The sequence below is a fragment of the Paraburkholderia phytofirmans genome (genome assembly GCF_046028095.1).
Lineage (GTDB): Bacteria > Pseudomonadota > Gammaproteobacteria > Burkholderiales > Burkholderiaceae > Paraburkholderia > Paraburkholderia phytofirmans_A.
Map to the genome: position 1 here is coordinate 327100 of NZ_JAQQDJ010000007.1, position 17802 is coordinate 344901.

A 17802-nucleotide genomic window follows, 5' to 3' on the forward strand; every position below is an offset into this window, starting at 1 on the left:
AACGCCGTTCCCCGGATGATGCGGGAACGGCGGTCTAACGACAACCTGGCCAAACGGCCAGGCGCGGAGCCTGTTGATAGCTTAGCGGACGACTTGCGAAAGCTCGCCTGCTTTGTACTTCTCCGCGATTTTATCAAGCGAAACCGGCTTGATCTTGCCAGCCTGGCCTTCGCAGCCGAATTGCGTGTAGCGCTCGACGCAGATCTTCATCGCCGCTTCGCGCGCCGGCTTGAGGTAATCGCGCGGATCGAACTTGCCCGGGTTGGTCGCCATGTAGCGGCGGATCGCACCGGTGATGGCCAGACGCAGGTCCGTGTCGATATTGACCTTGCGCACGCCGTTCTTGATGCCTTCCTGGATTTCCTCGACCGGCACGCCGTAGGTTTCCTTCATGTCGCCGCCGAATTCACGGATTTCCGCCAGCAGTTCCTGCGGCACCGACGACGAACCGTGCATCACCAGATGGGTGTTCGGAATGCGCTGGTGAATTTCCTTGATGCGCTGGATCGACAGAATATCGCCCGTGGGCTTCTTGCTGAACTTGTACGCGCCGTGCGACGTACCGATCGCGATAGCCAGCGCGTCGCACTGGGTCAGCTTGACGAAATCGGCAGCCTGCTCCGGGTCGGTCAACAACTGCTCGCGCGTCATCGTGCCTTCCGCGCCGTGGCCGTCTTCCTTGTCGCCCTTCATGGTTTCCAGCGAACCGAGCACGCCCAGTTCCGCTTCCACCGTGATGCCAATCGAGTGAGCCGCTTCCACGACCTTGCGCGACACGTCTACGTTGTACTCGTACGACGCGACCGTCTTGCCGTCGGCTTCGAGCGAACCGTCCATCATCACGCTGGTAAAACCGCTGCGAATCGCCGCCATGCAGACCGCCGGCGACTGGCCGTGATCCTGGTGCATCACGACCGGAATGTGCGGATACGACTCGACTGCGGCTTCGATCAGATGACGCAGGAACGCTTCGCCCGCGTACTTACGCGCGCCGGCCGACGCCTGCATGATGACCGGAGCGTTGACCTTGTCGGCCGCCGCCATGATCGCCTGAACCTGCTCCAGATTATTCACGTTGAATGCCGGAAGACCGTAGCCGTTTTCAGCAGCATGGTCCAGCAGTTGACGCATTGATACGAGAGGCATGCAATAACTCCATAGATTGAAACGAAATCTTTTGCCGTCGGCACCTTTTTTGCGAGTTGGTCCCGGAGCAAGCTGCATACCCGTTCGCACGGTCTCTAAAGCGCGGAGCGGTCCTTGCCGCTCAACGCGCAATCCGAGCCTGTGCGCCGCCTCTCGCGGGGCATGACAGCCTGCTTCGTTCAATCGACGCGCGCCGATCGAGCAGTCCTGCGAATCAATACGGTTCGCCGACCCGTACGATCTTCAGCGTATTCGTCCCGCCGGCCTGACCCATCGGCTCGCCGACGGTCAGCACCACCATGTCGCCGCGCGACGCATAACCCTTGCTGACCACGGTCTCCAAGGCCTGCTGCAACGCCGTGTCGCGATCAGTGTTGGTGTCCAGATGCAGCGAAGTCACGTTGCGGTACAGCGCCATGGCCCGCTCGCTGCCGACCCGCGGCGTGAGCGCGAAAATCGGCACGTGGGTCCAGTGACGTGACATCCACAGTGCGGTCGAACCGGATTCGGTCAACGCCACGATCGCCTTCGCGCCGAGATGGAACGCCGTGAACAGCGCGCCCATTGCGATCGACTGGTCGATCCGCGTGAACGTGCGGTCGAGGAAATCCTTGTCCAGCTCCGACTGCTCGGACTTCTCGGCTTCGACGCAGATCGCCGCCATGGTTTCGATGGTCTGCACCGGATACTTGCCCGCCGCCGATTCCGCCGACAACATCACCGCGTCCGTGCCATCCAGCACGGCGTTGGCGACGTCCGACACTTCGGCGCGGGTCGGCACCGGCGCGTGGATCATCGACTCCATCATCTGCGTGGCGGTGATCACGAACTTGTTCGATTCGCGCGCCATACGGATCATCCGCTTTTGCAGCGCGGGGACTGCGGCATTCCCCACTTCCACGGCCAAATCGCCGCGCGCGACCATGATGCCGTCCGATGCGTCGAGAATGCCCTGCAACGCTGGGATGGCTTCCGCGCGCTCGATCTTGGCGATCATCTTCGGCTTGATGCCGAACGGCGCGCCGGCGATGTTCGCCAGCTGGCGGGCCATTTCCATGTCGGTGGCGTTCTTCGGGAACGAGACCGCGACATAATCCACGCCGAGCGACATGGCGGTGCGGATGTCTTCCATGTCCTTGGCGGTCAGCGCGGGCGCCGACAGGCCGCCGCCCTGGCGGTTGATGCCCTTGTTGTTCGACAGTTCGCCGCCGATCGTGACGACCGTGTGGATCTCGTTGCCGATCACGCGCGAAACGTTCAGCACGATCAGGCCGTCGTTGAGCAACAGCACGTCGCCCGGTTTCAGGTCACGCGGCAGGTCTTTGTAGTCCAGACCGGCGCGCTGCTCGTTGCCGAGTTCGCAGTCGGCGTCGAGCACAAACGGCTCGCCGGCGACCAGCATGATCTTGCCGTTTTCAAATTTGCCGACCCGGATTTTCGGGCCTTGCAGGTCCGCCATGATGGCGACTTCGCGGCCGGCCTGACGGGCCGCCTCGCGCACGAATTCGGCGCGCTGGCGGTGGTCGTCGGCGGTGCCGTGCGAGAAATTGAGCCGCACCACGTCCAGCCCTGCCTGAATCATTTGCAGCAGGATTTCCGGCGTATTGGAAGCCGGGCCGATGGTGGCGACAATCTTGGTGGCGCGATGCATGAGTCTCCTCGTCTGGGTGAGATCGCTGGAAAGAGCGCTGCGAGTCGGATGCGGAGGCTGCGCACCGAAGGATGCTGCCGGGGGCTGCGCGCCGGTTGAAACCAGCGTCGCTTTATTGAGTGAAGCGGTATTCGAGACCAGCACGGGGAGTGCCGGTGGCGGGGCGAGTTCTTCGTCGGGGAGTTCTGCGGATGGCGAGGCGGTTTGCACAGCATCTGCGCTGGACAATTCCGCTGCCTCACTGGCAGTGGTCAACTCCGCGAGCGCGAGGGACGCCCCGGATTCTTCTTGCTGATGTTCGGCGCTAACTGGACCGGTCGCGAATTCAACCGCGGGGTCGGCCGCTGCCGGAGTGGCGGCGGAGCGCACCGCGCGCTCCCCTGCCGATGCTGCTGCGGTGTTGCGCGGCTTGCCGCCGCGCGCTTTTGCAGACTTTGCCGTTGGGGAGCGCGTCGTCACGTTAAGCCCGCGATTCCAGAACTTCGACAGCGGGCAACTTCTTGCCTTCGAGGAACTCGAGGAAGGCGCCGCCGCCCGTCGAGATATAGCTGACTTTGTCGTGGATGCCGTACTTGGCGATCGCCGCGAGCGTATCGCCGCCGCCGGCAATCGAGAACGCCGACGACTTGGCGATCGCATCCGCCAGCGTCTTCGTGCCGTTGCCGAACTGGTCGAATTCGAACACGCCGACCGGGCCGTTCCACACGATCGTGCCGGCTTTTTCCAGTTGCGCGGCGAGCACCTTGGCCGTTTCCGGTCCGATGTCGAGGATCATGTCGTCGTCTTGAACGTCGGCGACGGCCTTGATTTCGGCCTTGGCGGTCGGCGAGAACTCTTTGGCCGTGACCACGTCGGTCGGGATCGGCACCGAGGCGCCGCGCGCTTTCGCGGCGTCGATGATGGCTTTGGCTTCGTTCACCAGATCGGCTTCGGCGAGCGACTTGCCGATCTTCAGGCCGGCAGCCAGCATGAACGTGTTGGCGATGCCGCCGCCCACGATCAGCTGATCGACCTTGTCGGCCAGCGACTTCAGAATGGTCAGCTTGGTGGACACCTTCGAGCCGGCGACGATCGCCACCAGCGGACGCTTCGGCGCGCCCAGCGCCTTGCCGAGCGCCTCGAGTTCGGCGGCCAGCAGCGGGCCGGCGCACGCCACAGGCGCGTATTTGGCGATCCCGTGCGTGGTGGCTTCGGCGCGGTGTGCGGTGCCGAACGCGTCATTCACGTAGATATCGCAGAGCTTCGCCATTTTTTGCGCGAGCTCGTCGGAGTCTTTCTTCTCGCCCTTGTTGACGCGGCAGTTTTCCAGCAGCACGACCGAGCCCGGCGCGACGTTCACGCCGTTTTCGACCCAGTTCGCCACCAGCGGCACGTCACGGCCGAGCAGTTCGGCCAGACGCTTCGCGACCGGCGCCAGCGAATCTTCCGGCTTGAAATCGCCTTCGGTCGGACGGCCCAGATGCGACGTGACCATCACGGCGGCGCCTGCATCGAGCGCGGCCTTGATGGCCGGCACGGAGGCGCGGATACGGGTGTCTTCGGTAATGTTGCCTTGATCGTCCTGCGGCACGTTCAGATCGGCGCGGATGAACACGCGTTTGCCGGATAGCTTGCCTTCGGCGATCAGATCGGAGAGACGCAATACCTTGTTCATGGGCGTGTGTGTGCGAGTTGATGGGAAGGCGGTGGCGGACGGCGCGCGGTACTCAAGCGCGGTGAACTCCAGCGCTCAGGCACGGCAGCGGCTCCACTGACTCGGGTGCCGGCGGCAGAGCCGCGGCCCGCGCGCCTTGCAGCGGCGCGCTTATCCCGGAAACAAGCATTTTAACTGATCCACACAGCCTTCTGACCCGCGACCGGGCGAATGTCCCGTATTTGGAGCAAAGGGCTGTTACGCCGCAACGCAACATTTCCTGCCTCTTCAATTACATGAAGAGGCGCAACAACGTGAACACGACCATTCCGACGACAATCGTGCCGAGCATGGTGCGCCGCCACAAAAACCACGCGAGACCCGCCAGCGTGGCGTAGAACTCATGATTCGACGGCGCGAACGACAAACCGTCGGGCGTCGCCAGCACGTCCGGCAGGACCACGGCGGCGAGCGCCGCAGCCGGCGCATAACGCAGCATGCGCTGCACCCGCGCCGGCAAAACGGTGCGCTCGCCGCCGATTAGAAACATCGCGCGTGTCACGGCGGTGACGAAGGTCATGCCAAAAATGGCCAGCCAGATCTGCGTAGATGTCATCGGGAATCTCCGGCGCTGTTACGGATGCGGCGCAAGTCGGCGCGCTCGACCATCAGGTCGGCGGCGCTGCCGGCAATGATTGCCGCGATCACCGCGAGCGGCAGCGCGAGCCGGTACGGCAGATCGAAAGCCAGCAGCGACACCACACCGGCAATGCCGACCGCCACCAGCGTGGAGCGCGTCGCGATCGCCGACACCATGATGGGCAGCAGGGCCAGCGTGCCCGCCAGCGCGAGTCCCCAGTTATCGGGAATCAGGCTCGCCAGCAGAATGCCGGCAATCGACGACACTTGCCACGACAGCCAGCTGCAAATCGCCATGCCCCAGTAATACGCCTCCTTGCCCGGCACATAGCCGGTCGGGAAGCTCTTCTTCTGGAACAGCAGATAGATCACGTCGCCGTTGAAGTAACCGAGCACGATGCGCCGCCACATCGACAGATAGGAAAAGTGCGGCGCAAGTCCGACGCTGAAGATCACGAAACGCGTATTGACCATCGCCGCCGTGAGCAGCACGGTCCAGATCGGAAGCTTGGCTGCGAGCAGAGGCAGCACCGCCAGTTGCGACGAGCCGGCGTAGCACAGCAGCGACATGGTGAGCGCCTGCGGCAACGTGAGCACCGATTTGCTCATGGCGATGCCGGTGACGAGCCCCCAGGAGAAAATCGCCATCAGCGTGGGCGAATAGTCGCGCGCGCCTTCGCGGAAGGCACGGCGATTGGTATCTGACAGGCGAGCGAGCATGGGGGACGAAAACGCGGGCGCCCAAGGGCGCTACAACGATGGGAAGTCGGCGCCAGGTCGTCAAGCACCCGCTGGCGCATTCGGATATGAATTATGCGTGCGCTGGATTATAGCGTCGGGAATGCGGCCAAATGCCCGTTCCGTGTGCAAAAGACGCTAAAATGCGGGTCTTAGCTATACCTGACTTAGCTACGCCTAACAACGCACCGCTGGAGAATCGTATGTCAATGGCCGACCGCGACGGCAAGATCTGGATGGATGGCAAGCTCATCGATTGGCGCGATGCCAAGATCCACGTGCTCACCCACACGCTGCATTACGGCATGGGCGTCTTCGAGGGCGTCCGCGCCTACAAGACGGCGGACGGCGGCACCGCGATTTTCCGTCTGCAGGAACACACCAAGCGCCTGCTGAACTCGGCCAAGATCTTCCAGATGGACGTGCCGTTCGACCACGAAACGCTCGCCGCCGCGCAATGCGAAGTGGTCCGCGAAAACAAGCTCGAATCCTGCTATCTGCGCCCGATCATCTGGGTCGGTTCGGAAAAGCTCGGCGTGTCGGCCAAGGGCAACACCATCCATGTGGCGATCGCCGCCTGGCCGTGGGGCGCTTACCTCGGTGAAGACGGCATCGCCAAGGGCATCCGCGTGAAGACTTCGTCGTTCACGCGCCATCACGTGAACGTGTCGATGGTCCGCGCCAAGGCGTCGGGCTGGTACGTGAACTCGATCCTCGCCAACCAGGAAGCCATCGCCGACGGCTACGACGAAGCGCTGCTGCTCGACGTGGACGGCTACGTGTCGGAAGGCTCGGGCGAGAACTTCTTCCTCGTGAACAACGGCAAGCTGTACACGCCGGATCTGGCCTCGTGCCTCGACGGCATCACGCGCGACACGGTCATCACGCTGGCGCGCGACGCGGGCATCCAGGTGATCGAAAAGCGCATCACGCGCGACGAGGTTTATACCTGCGACGAAGCGTTCTTCACCGGCACCGCCGCCGAAGTCACGCCGATCCGCGAACTCGACAACCGCACGATCGGCTCGGGCGCACGCGGCCCGATCACCGAGAAGCTGCAGTCGGGCTTCTTCGATATCGTGAACGGCAAGAGCGACAAGTACGCGAACTGGCTGACCAAGATCTAACGCGCGCTGCGCCGGCATCAACCGGCGCGCCGCACGCACCCTGCATACAACGAGAACGTCTCATGAGCGAAATCAAGGAAATGCCGCTGGTCGAACTGTCGGCGAAAGACCTGCCGGCGTATTGCCCGAACCCGGCCATGCCGCGCTGGAGCGCGCATCCGCGTGTCTTTATCGACGTCACGCACGGCGAAGCCAAATGCCCGTACTGCAGCACGCGTTACAAGCTGCGCGACGGCGAAGTGGTCAAGGGTCATTGAACCTGAACGCTGAGCGCTGAAGGGTCGCGGCGTTTGTCTGTCACGCTGCGACCTGCACAAGCGCGCCGTCAAAGAGCCGCCGCGGCGGCGCGCCCGCTGTTGCGTGGCGCGCGCCACGCGGCTCTCCGCTTATTCCCTTTTAAACTTTCGAACGCCGCGCACATCGCGCGTGTGGCGTTTCGTTTCGACACCGGACACTCACTCTGATGCGTCGCGCGTTGGTTATCGCACCGAACTGGATCGGTGACGCATTGATGGCGCAGCCGCTGTTTGCGCGCCTCGTGAAATTGCATCCGCGCATCGTCATCGACGCGGTCGCGCCCTCGTGGGTCGCGCCTGTACTCGAACGCATGCCGGAAATCCGCGACGTCTACGCCACGGATCTCGCGCACGGCAAGCTGCAAATGCTGCGCCGCTGGCAGCTGGCGAGCGACTTGCGCGACGTCGGCTACGACGCCGCCTACGTGCTGCCGAACTCGCTCAAGTCGGCGCTGATTCCGTGGATGGCGGGCATCCCACTGCGCATCGGCTATACCGGCGAGAGCCGCTATGGCCTGCTGAACGTGCGTCACGCGAATCCGCGCAAGGACGAGCGCCCGCCGATGGTCGGCCAATACGCCGCCCTCGCCTACGCGCCCGGCGCCAAGCTGCCCGACGACCTGCCGATGCCGCGCCTCGACGCGGACCTGAACGAAGCATCGCGCGTCTCGGCCCGCTTCAATCTCGACACGCGCGTGCCGCTGCTGGTGTTCTGCCCGGGCGCCGAATACGGCCCGGCTAAGCGCTGGCCGCCCGAGCACTTTGCGTCGCTCGCGCAAATGGTCGGCCAGTCGTTCCCGTACACGCAGATCGTCGCACTCGGTTCGCCGAAAGACGCGCCGCTCGCGCAGGCCATCGCCGAGCGAGCGCCGAACGTGCGCAACCTGTGCGGCCAGACCGCGCTGGGCGAGGCCTGCGCGCTGATCTCGCGCGCCAACGCGGTGGTCACCAACGATTCCGGACTGATGCACGTGGCCGCCGCGCTGCGCCGGCCGCTCGTGGCTGTGTACGGTTCGACCGATCCGCGCCACACGCCGCCCTTGTCCGAGCTTGCGAAGGTACAATGGCTTCATCTCGAATGCAGCCCCTGTTTTGAGCGCGAGTGTCCGCTCGGTCATCTGAACTGCCTGAAGCAGTTGAGCGCCGAGCAGGTATTCGGCGATTTGCGCGGCATGTTGCTTGCACAACGCTGAACGCGCTGACACTTGCACGCAACACCGCACGCCCTGAGCGCGTCGCGTCATGTTCGCGCCTTGCGGCGCGGGCATTCTGGCGCTCGGGTGCGATTGTCCGGTGCCCCGGGCTGTCCCGCTGACCGCTGTCCCGCAACCGCGCGCCGCGCACAAGAGACTGACGAGCCATGCCACGTTTTGCCCATATCTTCGAAGCCGCCGCCGACACCCTCAACGCCTATTACCAGGCCGTCGCCGAGGTCAATATCGACAGCTTGATGGGTCTGTGGATCGATGAAGAGTTCGTCAGCTGCATCTGCGCCGACGGCTCCCACCTGCACGGCCTCGACAGCATTCGCGCGGGCTTGCAGATCCAGCTCGAAACCGCGCGGGTTTCCATCGAACCGCTCGATATCCGCGTCTACGACAGCCTCGGCACCGTGGTCTACGCGATTGCCGAAGCGCACCGGCCGGCTGACCCCAAGGCCACGCCCGCCATGGTGTTCACGACTTATGTGATGGTTCACGAACGCGGCGAATGGCGCATCGCGCACATTCACGCGAGTCCGATGCCCAATGAGACCGCCAGCCAGTTCGCCACGAAGATGCGCCATGGCCAGGGGTCGCTGCACTGACGCGCGCCGCGCGTCTTACTTTTCTGTTCTGAAGCAGGCATGAGCACGCCCCGCAGGAAGTCCCTTTTGGGCACGACGCACGATCACCCCGCTGCTTCCGGTACGGCACGTGCCGCAGCCGCGGTCGAGGCGACGGTCGAAGCCGCCGTCGAGTTGCTCTACCGCGCGCCGCTCTGGCTGCCGAACCGGCATGCGCAGACCATCGTCCCGTCGCTGTTCGCACGCCGCCCCGCCGTCGCGTTTCGGCGCGAGCGCTGGGACACGCCCGACGGCGATTTCATCGATCTCGACTGGGTGCAACATGACGCCCAGCTTGGCGCCGCACCTCACATTCCCGCCGACACCGCCCCGCTCTTCGTGCTGTTTCACGGCCTCGAAGGCAGTTCGAGCTCGCACTACGCCGCTTCGCTGATGGCAGCCGCGCGCGAGTACGGCTGGCACGGCGTCGTGCCGCACTTTCGCAGTTGCAGCGGCTCGTTGAACCGCATGCCGCGCTTTTATCATCTCGCCGACAGCAACGAAGTCGACTGGGTGCTGCGGCGGCTGCGTGCCGCGCACAGCGGGCCGATCGTGGCGGCCGGCGTGTCGCTCGGCGGCAATGTGCTGCTGCGCTGGCTGGGTGAGCGGCGCGAGGACGCGGCGTCGGTGATCTCGGCCGCCGCGGCGATCTCGACGCCGATCGACGTCCATGCCGGCGGCCGCGCGTTGTCGCAGGGCTTCGGCCTCGTCTACACGCGCAGTTTCCTGAAGACGCTCAAGCAGAAGGCCGACCAGAAGCTGGTTCAGTTTCCAGGCCTGTTCGACCGTGACGCGATGCTCGCGAGCCGCACCATGTACGAGTTCGACAACGTGGTGACCGCGCCGCTTCACGGCTTTCGCGATACCGACCACTACTGGAGCACGGCGACCACGCGTCCCCTGCTGCCGCAGATTCAGGTGCCGACGCTGGTGCTGAACGCGCGCAACGATCCGTTCCTGCCGGCTGCGGCATTGCCGTCGCGGCATGAGGTCTCTGTGGCGGTGGAACTCGATCAACCCGAGCACGGCGGCCACGCCGGCTTTATGACCGGGCCGTTTCCGGGCCGCATCGACTGGCTGTCGCGGCGCGTGCTCGGCTATCTGGAGCGACACGTCGATCATGGATGACATCGTCAAGCAGGCCTTGGCCAAATGGCCGAATGTACCGAGTTGCACAGGGTGGCTGATGCTGGACAGGCGCGGCAACTGGCGCATGCGCGACGAGGCCGCGCAGGCCAGCGGTTCGCCGGGCACGCCGATCCGCCACGAAGCCTTGCTCGCGTTCATCAACCGGAATTACGACGCTGACGAGCGCGGGCAGTGGTATTTCCAGAACGGTCCGCAGCGCGTGTATGTCGAGTTGGGCTATACGCCGTGGGTGGTGAGGTTATCCGCCGGTGCCGACGTCGAGGCCCGCAGCGTGCTTGCTTTGCAGGATCAGGCTGGCGGCCCTTTCGAGCCGACCGCCGTATTCGTCGATGAAGAAGGCGGCATTCTCTTTGCCGATGGCGCAACGCCGCCAAGAGTCGCCGTCTTGCACGACCATGATCTGGAAGTGTTCTCCGATCACGCAACGCTGGCGGACGATTCGATGAGCGGTGAGTTTCGCTGGAACAATCAGGTGGTGTTGCCGCTGCAGGCTGTGCGGCGGGGCGACGTTGCGGCACGTTTCGGATTTGTGCCGAGTCCGGCGGCTGCGGGCGCTTGAGCGCTACCTACCCGCACCGCTCGCTGTACCTTGACGACCACGCCGGCGCGTCGAACACAACCAAGCGCCGGCAACCAGGCGACGCTCAACTCTTCTCGTCCAGCCGCTCTTCCTTATAGCGGCTCTCCATCTCATGCAGCCTCGCGTCGACGGTCGCGAGGTCGTAGTAGCCGATCGTCTTCAGATCGCGCGCGTCCTTCAATTGCCGGATCGCCGAAGGCCACGCTCCTTCGAGCGCGAACTTCTCAGCCATTGCACGATGCTGTGTCAACGCGTCGCCGGTACCCGCGCTAGCCTGGGCGAGATACAACCACCAGGCCGGCTGATCGGGCTGGGTACGGGTCTCTTTTTGCGCGAGCGCCTGAGCATTGGCAAAACGGTGCAAAGTCAGCAAGGTGCGGATATGCATGTCGATGGCGGCATTCGACTGCGGCCAGCGCTTCTGCGCCAGCTCGGCCAGACGCGCGGCCTCGTCGTCGCGGCCGGCGCGCCGCGCGATGTCGGCGGCTAGAACGTCGAGGCTCGGCGAACTGCGCGCCGTGCCGCCCTCGGCCTGCTCGCCCATCGCGAACGCCGCCCGGGACGACGCCAGCGACGCCGACGCGTCGTCGTAACGTTCGAGCAGCATCTGCCCGTACGCGATGCCGTACCAGTTCGCCGCGACGTTGACCGCCGTGCGGTCCTCGATCTCGGAGCGCAAGCGCGAAATCTCGTCGCCGTACTCGCTGCGGGAGCGGTCCTGCAGCAGACGAGACCGTGCCCGCACAAAACCATATTCGGCCGATTGGTGCGGTTGCCGGTAAGGCGCGCGGCGCGCACGGTCCTCCATGTCGGCAATCCGTTCGCCGGTCAGCGGATGAGTGCGCGCATACGCCGGAATGCCGGTGTCGCTCATCGCGGCACGATCGAGGCGGCCGAAGAAGGTCGTCATTGCGTAGGGATCGTAGCCAGCGCCGGCAAGCAGCAAAAAGCCGACGCGGTCCGCCTCGTGCTCGGCGGAACGCGAAAACCGCAACTGGTTGTCGACCGCATACGCCTGGCCGCCGATCGCAATCGCGCTGCCGAGGTCGCCGCTATGCGCGAGCACGCCGGCCAGCACACCGAACAACAGGCCCGCGAGCGCCGCATAGGTGCTGCGTTCGCCAGTCGTGATCATCCGCGAGATGTGCCGCTGCAACACGTGTCCCATTTCGTGACCCAGCACCGATGCCAACTCGGACTCGGTCTGCGTGGCCACGATCAGGCCGGTGTTCACGCCGATAAAACCGCCCGGCAGCGAGAAGGCGTTGATCTGCGGGTCGCGCACCGCGAACAGATCAAAGTCCGGACGATATCCGCCGATATATAGCGCGCTTGCCGCCGCGGCCAGTTTCGCGGCAACCGAGTTCAGATAGTCGCGCACCAGCCAGTCGTCGAGATAGTCGGGGTCGCGGCGCAGTTCGCGCATGACGCGCTCACCGAGTTTGCGCTCGGCCTGCGGCGTGAGCGAGCCGGAGCCGCCGTTGCCGAGATCAGGGAGTTGCTGCGTGACGATCGGTGCGCGCCAGTTGGTGTTCACGCCGGTATTGCCGGAGAAGCGGCTCTGCGCGCCGCCGTACACGCCGAACACGCCCTGCGCGATATCGGACGGCACGAGCGGACCGGCGTAGGCAGCGGCCGGTCCGCTGACCAGCGGCGGCTCCGCGGGCAACGTGTTGAGCGCGATGCTCGACCCGCCGGACGATTGCGCGAACGCGCCCGGCGGCGCGGCCAGCGCGACTGAGAGCAACGCAGCGAGGAACCGTTTCGGACGCATCGCGAGGTCGAGTTGACGAAGTCGAAAGCGACGCCCGCCGCTCGGACTAAGATAGCGGGCATGAGGCAATTGTAATCAGTCGTCGCGGGAATTCATGTGATTCGTGTCATGGGGATTCGGGCGATTGCCGCATCGCCTGCGTCGATCGCGTGTTTCGGCGCGTGGCGCTTTGGTCCTCGTAACCGCAGTGCCGCCGCCGTGCGCCTTTACCGCACTGCTATGATAGGCGCCCTCTTAAGGAGCCGAACCATGCCTGAACTCACTCATTTCGACGCAGCCGGCCAGGCGCATATGGTGGACGTCGGCGGCAAGCAGGAGACCAAGCGCATCGCTGTTGCGCGCGGCTCGATTCGCATGCTGCCGGAGACGTTTGCGCTGATTCGCGACGGCAATGCCAAGAAGGGCGACGTGATCGGCATCGCGCGGATTGCCGCGATTCAAGGCTCGAAGCGCACTGCCGATCTGATTCCGCTGTGTCACCCGCTCGCGCTCACGCGCGTGAAAGTGGATTTCGAACTTGATGACACGCTGCCGGGCGTGCATTGCACGGTGCAGGTTGAAACGCTGGGGCGAACGGGCGTGGAGATGGAAGCGCTGACTGCCGTGCAGGTTGGACTGCTGACGGTGTACGACATGTGCAAGGCGGTGGATCGCGGGATGACGATCACCGATGTGAAAGTGCTGGAGAAGCACGGCGGGAAATCCGGGGATTGGGTGGCGAGTTGACGACTGCCTGCGTCATCAACCCGCGCCAACTTTAAAGCTTGAAGCTTTAAGAAGCGAACGTAGCGCCTCACTCCTCGTCGCTATCGTCGTCCTCGTTGACGTCGGCTGCTGGCACGCCGTAGCGCTTGACCAGTTCCGCCTTGAAACCGGTCAGCGTTTTCTGCTCGTCGCAAAGCTGGTACACGTAGCCCAGTTGCGACGGCCAGTCCTTCAGTTCCGTGGCAAAAATCTTCAGGCGTTCGACAGTATCGAGTGCCCCGGCCTGATCGCCGCTCAACGCTTGCAATACCGCATAGCGACGCAACACGGTTTCGCCCGGTAACAACGCCATGGCCTGTTTGTGCATGGCGAGCTTCTGCGGCAGATCCGTCGAATTCATCGGCAAAAGCGTCGCCAGACCATATTCGCCCCACGCCTGGAACAGGAACGACGGGTCGGCGCGATATTGCTCGGCGGGACGCTGGCCGTAATACAGCACCTCGGCGCGCGCATAGTCGCGATACACCGGATACAGCGCGGCCAGCCCGCCGAACACCACCACGGCAAAGACGCCGAACGACAGCCGTGCGGGCACGAAGCGCAGCGGCTTTGTTTCCAGCAGGCCGAACACGAACATCGCCGGCAGCAGGAAGAACATGTACTGCTGCGGATATTCGACCAGCGCGTGCATGACCAGCACACCAATCAGCGCAATGCCGAAGACGCGTGCCGAACTTTGCGGCGCGCGCACCACGCGCACGAGCCACGTAATCAGACCGAACAGCACGATCGCGAGGCCGACCAAACCGGTCTTCGCGAGCAAGTCGATAAAGATGTCGTGCGAATTGTTGGCGATCTCGACGCCGCCGAGCGACTTTGCAAACTCGTACTGATAGCTCGGAAATTCGCCCCAACCGACGCCCAGCAGCGGGTGCGTCTTGAACATCGTCCAGCCGTATTTCCACAGCGCGAGGCGCGGCGCGATCTGGCCGGCGTCCTGAAAACGTTCCGCCGCGGACTGTCCGAGCTCCAGGTGGTAGCGAACGTTGGCCCAGCGGATCAGCGCGTTGATCACGAAAAACAGCACGGCCAGCACGATCGGAATGATCCACTCACGATTGCCGCGGCGTGCCTGCGACTGGTCCCGCATCTGCGCGAACGCCATCCAGAAACCTGCCACCACGATCACACCCATCTGCAGCCACGGTCCGCGCGACACGGTCAGCGCGAGGCCCACCGCGAAAATGGTCGACACGAGGAACCAGATGCTTACAGCGATCCGCCTCGTTTGCACGAGGAACAGCGCGCCCGCCATCGCAAACGCGATGTAGGTGGCAAGGTGGTTGGCCTGAGCCATGTTGCCGAACGGCCGGCGCTCGATGGTCACGTTATAGGCGACCACGAGCGGCGACACGCGCACTTCGAGGTGAAACAACTGGATGACCTGGCAAAACACCGCAAACAGCCCGCCGACGATCAACGCCCCCGCCGCCCAGCGCAACGCGGTCTCGTTGAGCTTGGCGCGCGCGAAGCCGTAGCCGGCGTGCGTCGCCATGAAGGCCGCCAGCAGATAGCCGCCGCCGAGCCAGTTCATCGAAGGCTGCGAGACCGGCAATACCACCGACTGCGCCACCAGCAGCAGCCCGAACAGCAACGGCACCAGCGCGACCACCGGCGAGGCGAACGTCACACGCGGCTTGGCGCTCGCCACCAGCAGCACGACACCCGCGCCGGTCACCAGATACAGGGCGAGTGCGGTGAATTCAGCGTAAAAGGTCGGAATCGGATACGTATGGTTGACGACTGCATAAGGCAGCACCAACGCGAGAGCCAACAAATTGAAAGACAGATAGCGCGCGAAAGGGGTGGGCATCGAGGAACCGGTGGGCGTCAGCAACCGGCGCACTATACAAAAAAATCCTCCTGCTGTGCGCCGGCCCGGCTGAAATATCCCAAAAATCAGCCTTTTACGTGTGGGCGGCTGCGACGCCGCCTCACTCGCGCGGCTACCGCGCGCTCATGTCGCATTCGTTCATGAACGGCACTCCGGTGGGGCGAGATTCGACGGCAACGTGGGCGCATCGGTGGGTGCCGGACCCGCGCCCGGCGCCGGCAGCGAGGACGCCGCTTTGCCGCCCGCGAAACATTCCCACGTGAGCGCGCCCGCCTGCACTCCGCCCTTGCTCAACGCGACGCGCGCAGTCGGCGCATCCGCATTGTCAGGCACCGACGGCACGAGCGTGAGCGTGTTCGAACCGACGGCTGCGACGCGCGTCGTGAAGGCGACGGTAATCTGGCCGGTGTCGTCGTCGACCCGAATGGACTCGACGTTGCGGGTGGCGGGCGGCGACGCATAGCCGCCGTTGAACGTGTTACCGCTCGCGGCGTTTTCAGCCACCGCCAACCGCGCGGACGCCGCCAGCGAGAGCCCTTCGCCGACGCGGCTGCGAGCCAGATAGTCCTGATACGCGGGAATCGCATAGGCGGCGATCACGCCGACGATCGCGAGCACGATCATCAGTTCGATCAGCGTGAAACCGAAGCCAAGGCGTCGGCAGGCACGCGCGAGCCGCGCGGACAAGCCCGCCCGGCAAGATCGTGAGCGCGTGGCCAGCGAGGACTGGGAGTAAGGGGAATAAGGCAAAGTGAAGATCATCGGCAGGCTCCTGAAACGAAAACGCCTGCCCCACGGATCGGGAACAGGCGTATCAATCGTAGCCAGCGGTGTTCGTGTCAGACAGTCAGCCGAATGGCTAACGTTGCAGCCTGGTTCGACTCACGCCGACGCCGGAGCCTGTCTCAAGCCGCCGCGCGATGGGCGTTGCGGCGCTTGAGCAGATAGCCGAGGACGATGACGAACAACGCCCCCGCGATGCTCATACCGTATTCGGCCCACGGCGTATCGAGGATCGGCCAACGATCGCCTGCCGGGTCGTTGATGATCAGCCCGCCCGCGATCCAGCCCAGCAACCCGGCGCCGAGCGTAATGACGATCGGGAAGCGGTCGAGCAGTTTGAGAACCAGCTGGCTGCCCCACACGATCAACGGAATGCTCACCACCAGGCCGAAAATCACCAGCGCCAGACGGTGTTCCGGATCGGCGGCCTCAGCCGCGCCCGCGATGGCGATCACGTTGTCGAGGCTCATCACCGCGTCCGCGACGATGATGGTCTTGATCGCCGACATCAGCTTGTCGGCCGGCTTGACGTTCTCATGCGGGTCGTGCGCCGGCGCCATCAGACGCACGCCGATCCACAACAGCAACAGTCCGCCCGCGAACTTGAGCAGCGGCACATCGAGCAGTGCGACCGCGAACGCGATCAACGCCACGCGCAGCACAATCGCGCCTGCCGTGCCCCACAGCACGCCCTTCGTGCGTTGCGACGGCGGCAAATTGCGGCAGGCCAGCGCGATCACGACCGCATTATCGCCACCCAGCAGAATGTCGATGACGATGATCTGGATGACGGCGCCCCAGTGGAGCGTGGCGAAGAACTCGAGCATGATTGAAAGAATAAGAAGTAATGCGGCGAGCGGCCAATAAAAAAGCGGAGGAGTCTACACTCCCCCGCTTTTTGAACCGCGTGCTCACGAAAGGACTTCGTAAGCGTATCAAAAAACGCGCCGTGACAGCGCGCGAATTTCGATTTACAGCATTGCCTTCAGAAGACGCGCCATTTCCGACGGGTTCTTCGTGACCTTGATGCCGCACGCGTCCATGATTTCCAGCTTCGCTTCAGCGGTGTCGGCACCGCCCGAGATCAGCGCGCCGGCATGGCCCATGCGCTTGCCCGGAGGCGCCGTGACGCCGGCGATGAAGCCGACCACCGGCTTCTTCATGTTGTCCTTGATCCACTCGGCAGCGTTCGCTTCGTCCGGACCACCGATCTCGCCGATCATGATGACGGCGTCCGTTTCCGGATCGTCGTTGAACATCTTCATCACGTCGATGTGCTTCAGACCGTTGATCGGGTCGCCGCCGATACCGACTGCCGACGATTGGCCGAGGCCGATCGCCGTCAATTGACCGACTGCTTCGTACGTCAGCGTGCCCGAACGCGACACGACGCCGATGCGGCCCTTGCGGTGGATGTGACCCGGCATGATGCCGATCTTCAGTTCGTCCGGCGTGATCGTGCCCGGGCAGTTCGGTCCGAGCAGGAGCGTCTTGCGATTTTCAGCGCGCATGCGAGCCTTCAGCTCGATCATGTCACGGACGGGAATGCCTTCCGTGATACAGATCGCCAGATCCAGATCGGCTTCGACCGCTTCCCAGATCGCAGCAGCAGCGCCTGCCGGCGGCACGTAAATCACCGACACGGTCGCGCCCGTTTCAGCCTTGGCTTCAGCGACGCTTGCGTAGATAGGAATGCCTTCGAAGTCTTCGCCGGCACGCTTCGGGTTCACGCCCGCAACGTACGCTTCGCGGCCGTTTGCATATTCACGGCAAGCACGCGTGTGGAACTGACCGGTCTTGCCGGTGATGCCCTGCGTGATGACCTTGGTGTCTTTGTTAATCAGAATCGACATGTATTGACC

At 64.0% G+C, this 17802-nt stretch carries 17 protein-coding genes; 7 read left to right on the forward strand and 10 right to left on the reverse strand.

Annotation, left to right across the window (positions count from 1 at the left end; translation table 11 throughout):
• Positions 1-81 precede the first annotated feature (81 nt).
• From fba to PQR54_RS21565, 5 genes are all read right to left on the reverse strand, one after another.
• The gene (gene fba, locus PQR54_RS21545) at positions 82-1146 is read right to left on the reverse strand and encodes a class II fructose-bisphosphate aldolase (RefSeq protein WP_106284084.1); all 1065 of its coding nucleotides are present in this window, start codon (positions 1144-1146) and stop codon (positions 82-84) included.
• Positions 1147-1360: 214 nt separating this feature from the next.
• The gene (gene pyk / locus PQR54_RS21550; RefSeq protein ID WP_408249154.1) at positions 1361-2797 is read right to left on the reverse strand and encodes a pyruvate kinase; all 1437 of its coding nucleotides are present in this window, start codon (positions 2795-2797) and stop codon (positions 1361-1363) included.
• Positions 2798-3257: 460 nt separating this feature from the next.
• On the reverse strand, positions 3258-4451 hold the full coding sequence (locus PQR54_RS21555) for a phosphoglycerate kinase (RefSeq protein WP_310813995.1): 1194 nt from the start codon (positions 4449-4451) through the stop codon (positions 3258-3260).
• Between the two features lie 271 nt (positions 4452-4722).
• Positions 4723-5046 (reverse strand): AzlD domain-containing protein, encoded by a 324-nt coding sequence (locus PQR54_RS21560; RefSeq protein WP_408249156.1) that lies wholly within the window; start codon positions 5044-5046, stop codon positions 4723-4725.
• A complete protein-coding gene (locus tag PQR54_RS21565; RefSeq protein WP_408249158.1) occupies positions 5043-5789 on the reverse strand; it encodes an AzlC family ABC transporter permease in 747 nt (248 codons plus the stop codon). Before PQR54_RS21565 ends, PQR54_RS21560 begins: the two co-directional genes overlap by 4 nt.
• A 221-nt stretch (positions 5790-6010) precedes the next feature.
• On the opposite strand from PQR54_RS21565, the gene PQR54_RS21570 reads away from it, so the two are divergent.
• The 6 genes from PQR54_RS21570 (at position 6011) to PQR54_RS21595 (ending at position 10763) form a co-directional block, all read left to right on the forward strand.
• On the forward strand, positions 6011-6934 hold the full coding sequence (locus PQR54_RS21570) for a branched-chain amino acid transaminase (protein ID WP_408220561.1): 924 nt from the start codon (positions 6011-6013) through the stop codon (positions 6932-6934).
• 62 nt (positions 6935-6996) lie between these two features.
• Positions 6997-7191 (forward strand): zinc-finger domain-containing protein, encoded by a 195-nt coding sequence (locus PQR54_RS21575; RefSeq protein ID WP_007180502.1) that lies wholly within the window; start codon positions 6997-6999, stop codon positions 7189-7191.
• A gap of 206 nt (positions 7192-7397) precedes the next feature.
• The gene (waaF, locus tag PQR54_RS21580) at positions 7398-8423 is read left to right on the forward strand and encodes a lipopolysaccharide heptosyltransferase II (RefSeq protein ID WP_012434242.1); all 1026 of its coding nucleotides are present in this window, start codon (positions 7398-7400) and stop codon (positions 8421-8423) included.
• Positions 8424-8590: 167 nt separating this feature from the next.
• Positions 8591-9037, forward strand: coding sequence for a nuclear transport factor 2 family protein (locus tag PQR54_RS21585; protein ID WP_408249161.1), 447 nt, complete (start codon positions 8591-8593; stop codon positions 9035-9037).
• A gap of 39 nt (positions 9038-9076) precedes the next feature.
• Positions 9077-10183, forward strand: a complete 1107-nt coding sequence (locus PQR54_RS21590; protein ID WP_408249162.1) for a hydrolase — start codon at positions 9077-9079, stop codon at positions 10181-10183.
• Complete coding sequence (locus PQR54_RS21595; RefSeq protein ID WP_408249164.1) at positions 10176-10763, forward strand: DUF2946 family protein; 588 nt, start codon at positions 10176-10178, stop codon at positions 10761-10763. Before PQR54_RS21590 ends, PQR54_RS21595 begins: the two co-directional genes overlap by 8 nt.
• Positions 10764-10848: 85 nt before the next feature.
• On the opposite strand, the gene PQR54_RS21600 is transcribed toward PQR54_RS21595, so the two are convergent.
• Positions 10849-12558 (reverse strand): M48 family metalloprotease, encoded by a 1710-nt coding sequence (locus PQR54_RS21600; RefSeq protein ID WP_408249166.1) that lies wholly within the window; start codon positions 12556-12558, stop codon positions 10849-10851.
• 249 nt (positions 12559-12807) lie between these two features.
• Between PQR54_RS21600 and moaC the strand changes: the two genes are divergently transcribed.
• A complete protein-coding gene (gene moaC / locus PQR54_RS21605; protein WP_408249168.1) occupies positions 12808-13284 on the forward strand; it encodes a cyclic pyranopterin monophosphate synthase MoaC in 477 nt (158 codons plus the stop codon).
• A gap of 67 nt (positions 13285-13351) precedes the next feature.
• Here the strand turns inward: moaC and PQR54_RS21610 are convergent, their stop codons facing one another.
• From PQR54_RS21610 to sucD, 4 genes are all read right to left on the reverse strand, one after another.
• Positions 13352-15136, reverse strand: a complete 1785-nt coding sequence (locus PQR54_RS21610) for a PglL family O-oligosaccharyltransferase (protein WP_408249170.1) — start codon at positions 15134-15136, stop codon at positions 13352-13354.
• Positions 15137-15295: 159 nt separating this feature from the next.
• Positions 15296-15919, reverse strand: a complete 624-nt coding sequence (locus tag PQR54_RS21615) for a pilin (protein ID WP_408249172.1) — start codon at positions 15917-15919, stop codon at positions 15296-15298.
• A gap of 143 nt (positions 15920-16062) precedes the next feature.
• Positions 16063-16767, reverse strand: coding sequence for a TerC family protein (locus PQR54_RS21620; RefSeq protein WP_408249174.1), 705 nt, complete (start codon positions 16765-16767; stop codon positions 16063-16065).
• Between the two features lie 144 nt (positions 16768-16911).
• Complete coding sequence (sucD, locus tag PQR54_RS21625) at positions 16912-17793, reverse strand: succinate--CoA ligase subunit alpha (RefSeq protein WP_091799342.1); 882 nt, start codon at positions 17791-17793, stop codon at positions 16912-16914.
• Positions 17794-17802: the final 9 nt, after the last annotated feature.

What these genes read in the sequence shown, in the direction of transcription:
- fba (WP_106284084.1), bottom strand. Translation starts at nt 1,146, where the DNA reads ATGCCTCTCGTATCAATGCGTCAACTGCTGGACCATGCTGCTGAAAAC.
- pyk (WP_408249154.1), bottom strand. Translation starts at nt 2,797, where the DNA reads ATGCATCGCGCCACCAAGATTGTCGCCACCATCGGCCCGGCTTCCAAT.
- PQR54_RS21555 (WP_310813995.1), bottom strand. Translation starts at nt 4,451, where the DNA reads ATGAACAAGGTATTGCGTCTCTCCGATCTGATCGCCGAAGGCAAGCTA.
- PQR54_RS21560 (WP_408249156.1), bottom strand. Translation starts at nt 5,046, where the DNA reads ATGACATCTACGCAGATCTGGCTGGCCATTTTTGGCATGACCTTCGTC.
- PQR54_RS21565 (WP_408249158.1), bottom strand. Translation starts at nt 5,789, where the DNA reads ATGCTCGCTCGCCTGTCAGATACCAATCGCCGTGCCTTCCGCGAAGGC.
- PQR54_RS21570 (WP_408220561.1), top strand. Translation starts at nt 6,011, where the DNA reads ATGTCAATGGCCGACCGCGACGGCAAGATCTGGATGGATGGCAAGCTC.
- PQR54_RS21575 (WP_007180502.1), top strand. Translation starts at nt 6,997, where the DNA reads ATGAGCGAAATCAAGGAAATGCCGCTGGTCGAACTGTCGGCGAAAGAC.
- waaF (WP_012434242.1), top strand. Translation starts at nt 7,398, where the DNA reads ATGCGTCGCGCGTTGGTTATCGCACCGAACTGGATCGGTGACGCATTG.
- PQR54_RS21585 (WP_408249161.1), top strand. Translation starts at nt 8,591, where the DNA reads ATGCCACGTTTTGCCCATATCTTCGAAGCCGCCGCCGACACCCTCAAC.
- PQR54_RS21590 (WP_408249162.1), top strand. Translation starts at nt 9,077, where the DNA reads ATGAGCACGCCCCGCAGGAAGTCCCTTTTGGGCACGACGCACGATCAC.
- PQR54_RS21595 (WP_408249164.1), top strand. Translation starts at nt 10,176, where the DNA reads ATGGATGACATCGTCAAGCAGGCCTTGGCCAAATGGCCGAATGTACCG.
- PQR54_RS21600 (WP_408249166.1), bottom strand. Translation starts at nt 12,558, where the DNA reads ATGCGTCCGAAACGGTTCCTCGCTGCGTTGCTCTCAGTCGCGCTGGCC.
- moaC (WP_408249168.1), top strand. Translation starts at nt 12,808, where the DNA reads ATGCCTGAACTCACTCATTTCGACGCAGCCGGCCAGGCGCATATGGTG.
- PQR54_RS21610 (WP_408249170.1), bottom strand. Translation starts at nt 15,136, where the DNA reads ATGCCCACCCCTTTCGCGCGCTATCTGTCTTTCAATTTGTTGGCTCTC.
- PQR54_RS21615 (WP_408249172.1), bottom strand. Translation starts at nt 15,919, where the DNA reads ATGATCTTCACTTTGCCTTATTCCCCTTACTCCCAGTCCTCGCTGGCC.
- PQR54_RS21620 (WP_408249174.1), bottom strand. Translation starts at nt 16,767, where the DNA reads ATGCTCGAGTTCTTCGCCACGCTCCACTGGGGCGCCGTCATCCAGATC.
- sucD (WP_091799342.1), bottom strand. Translation starts at nt 17,793, where the DNA reads ATGTCGATTCTGATTAACAAAGACACCAAGGTCATCACGCAGGGCATC.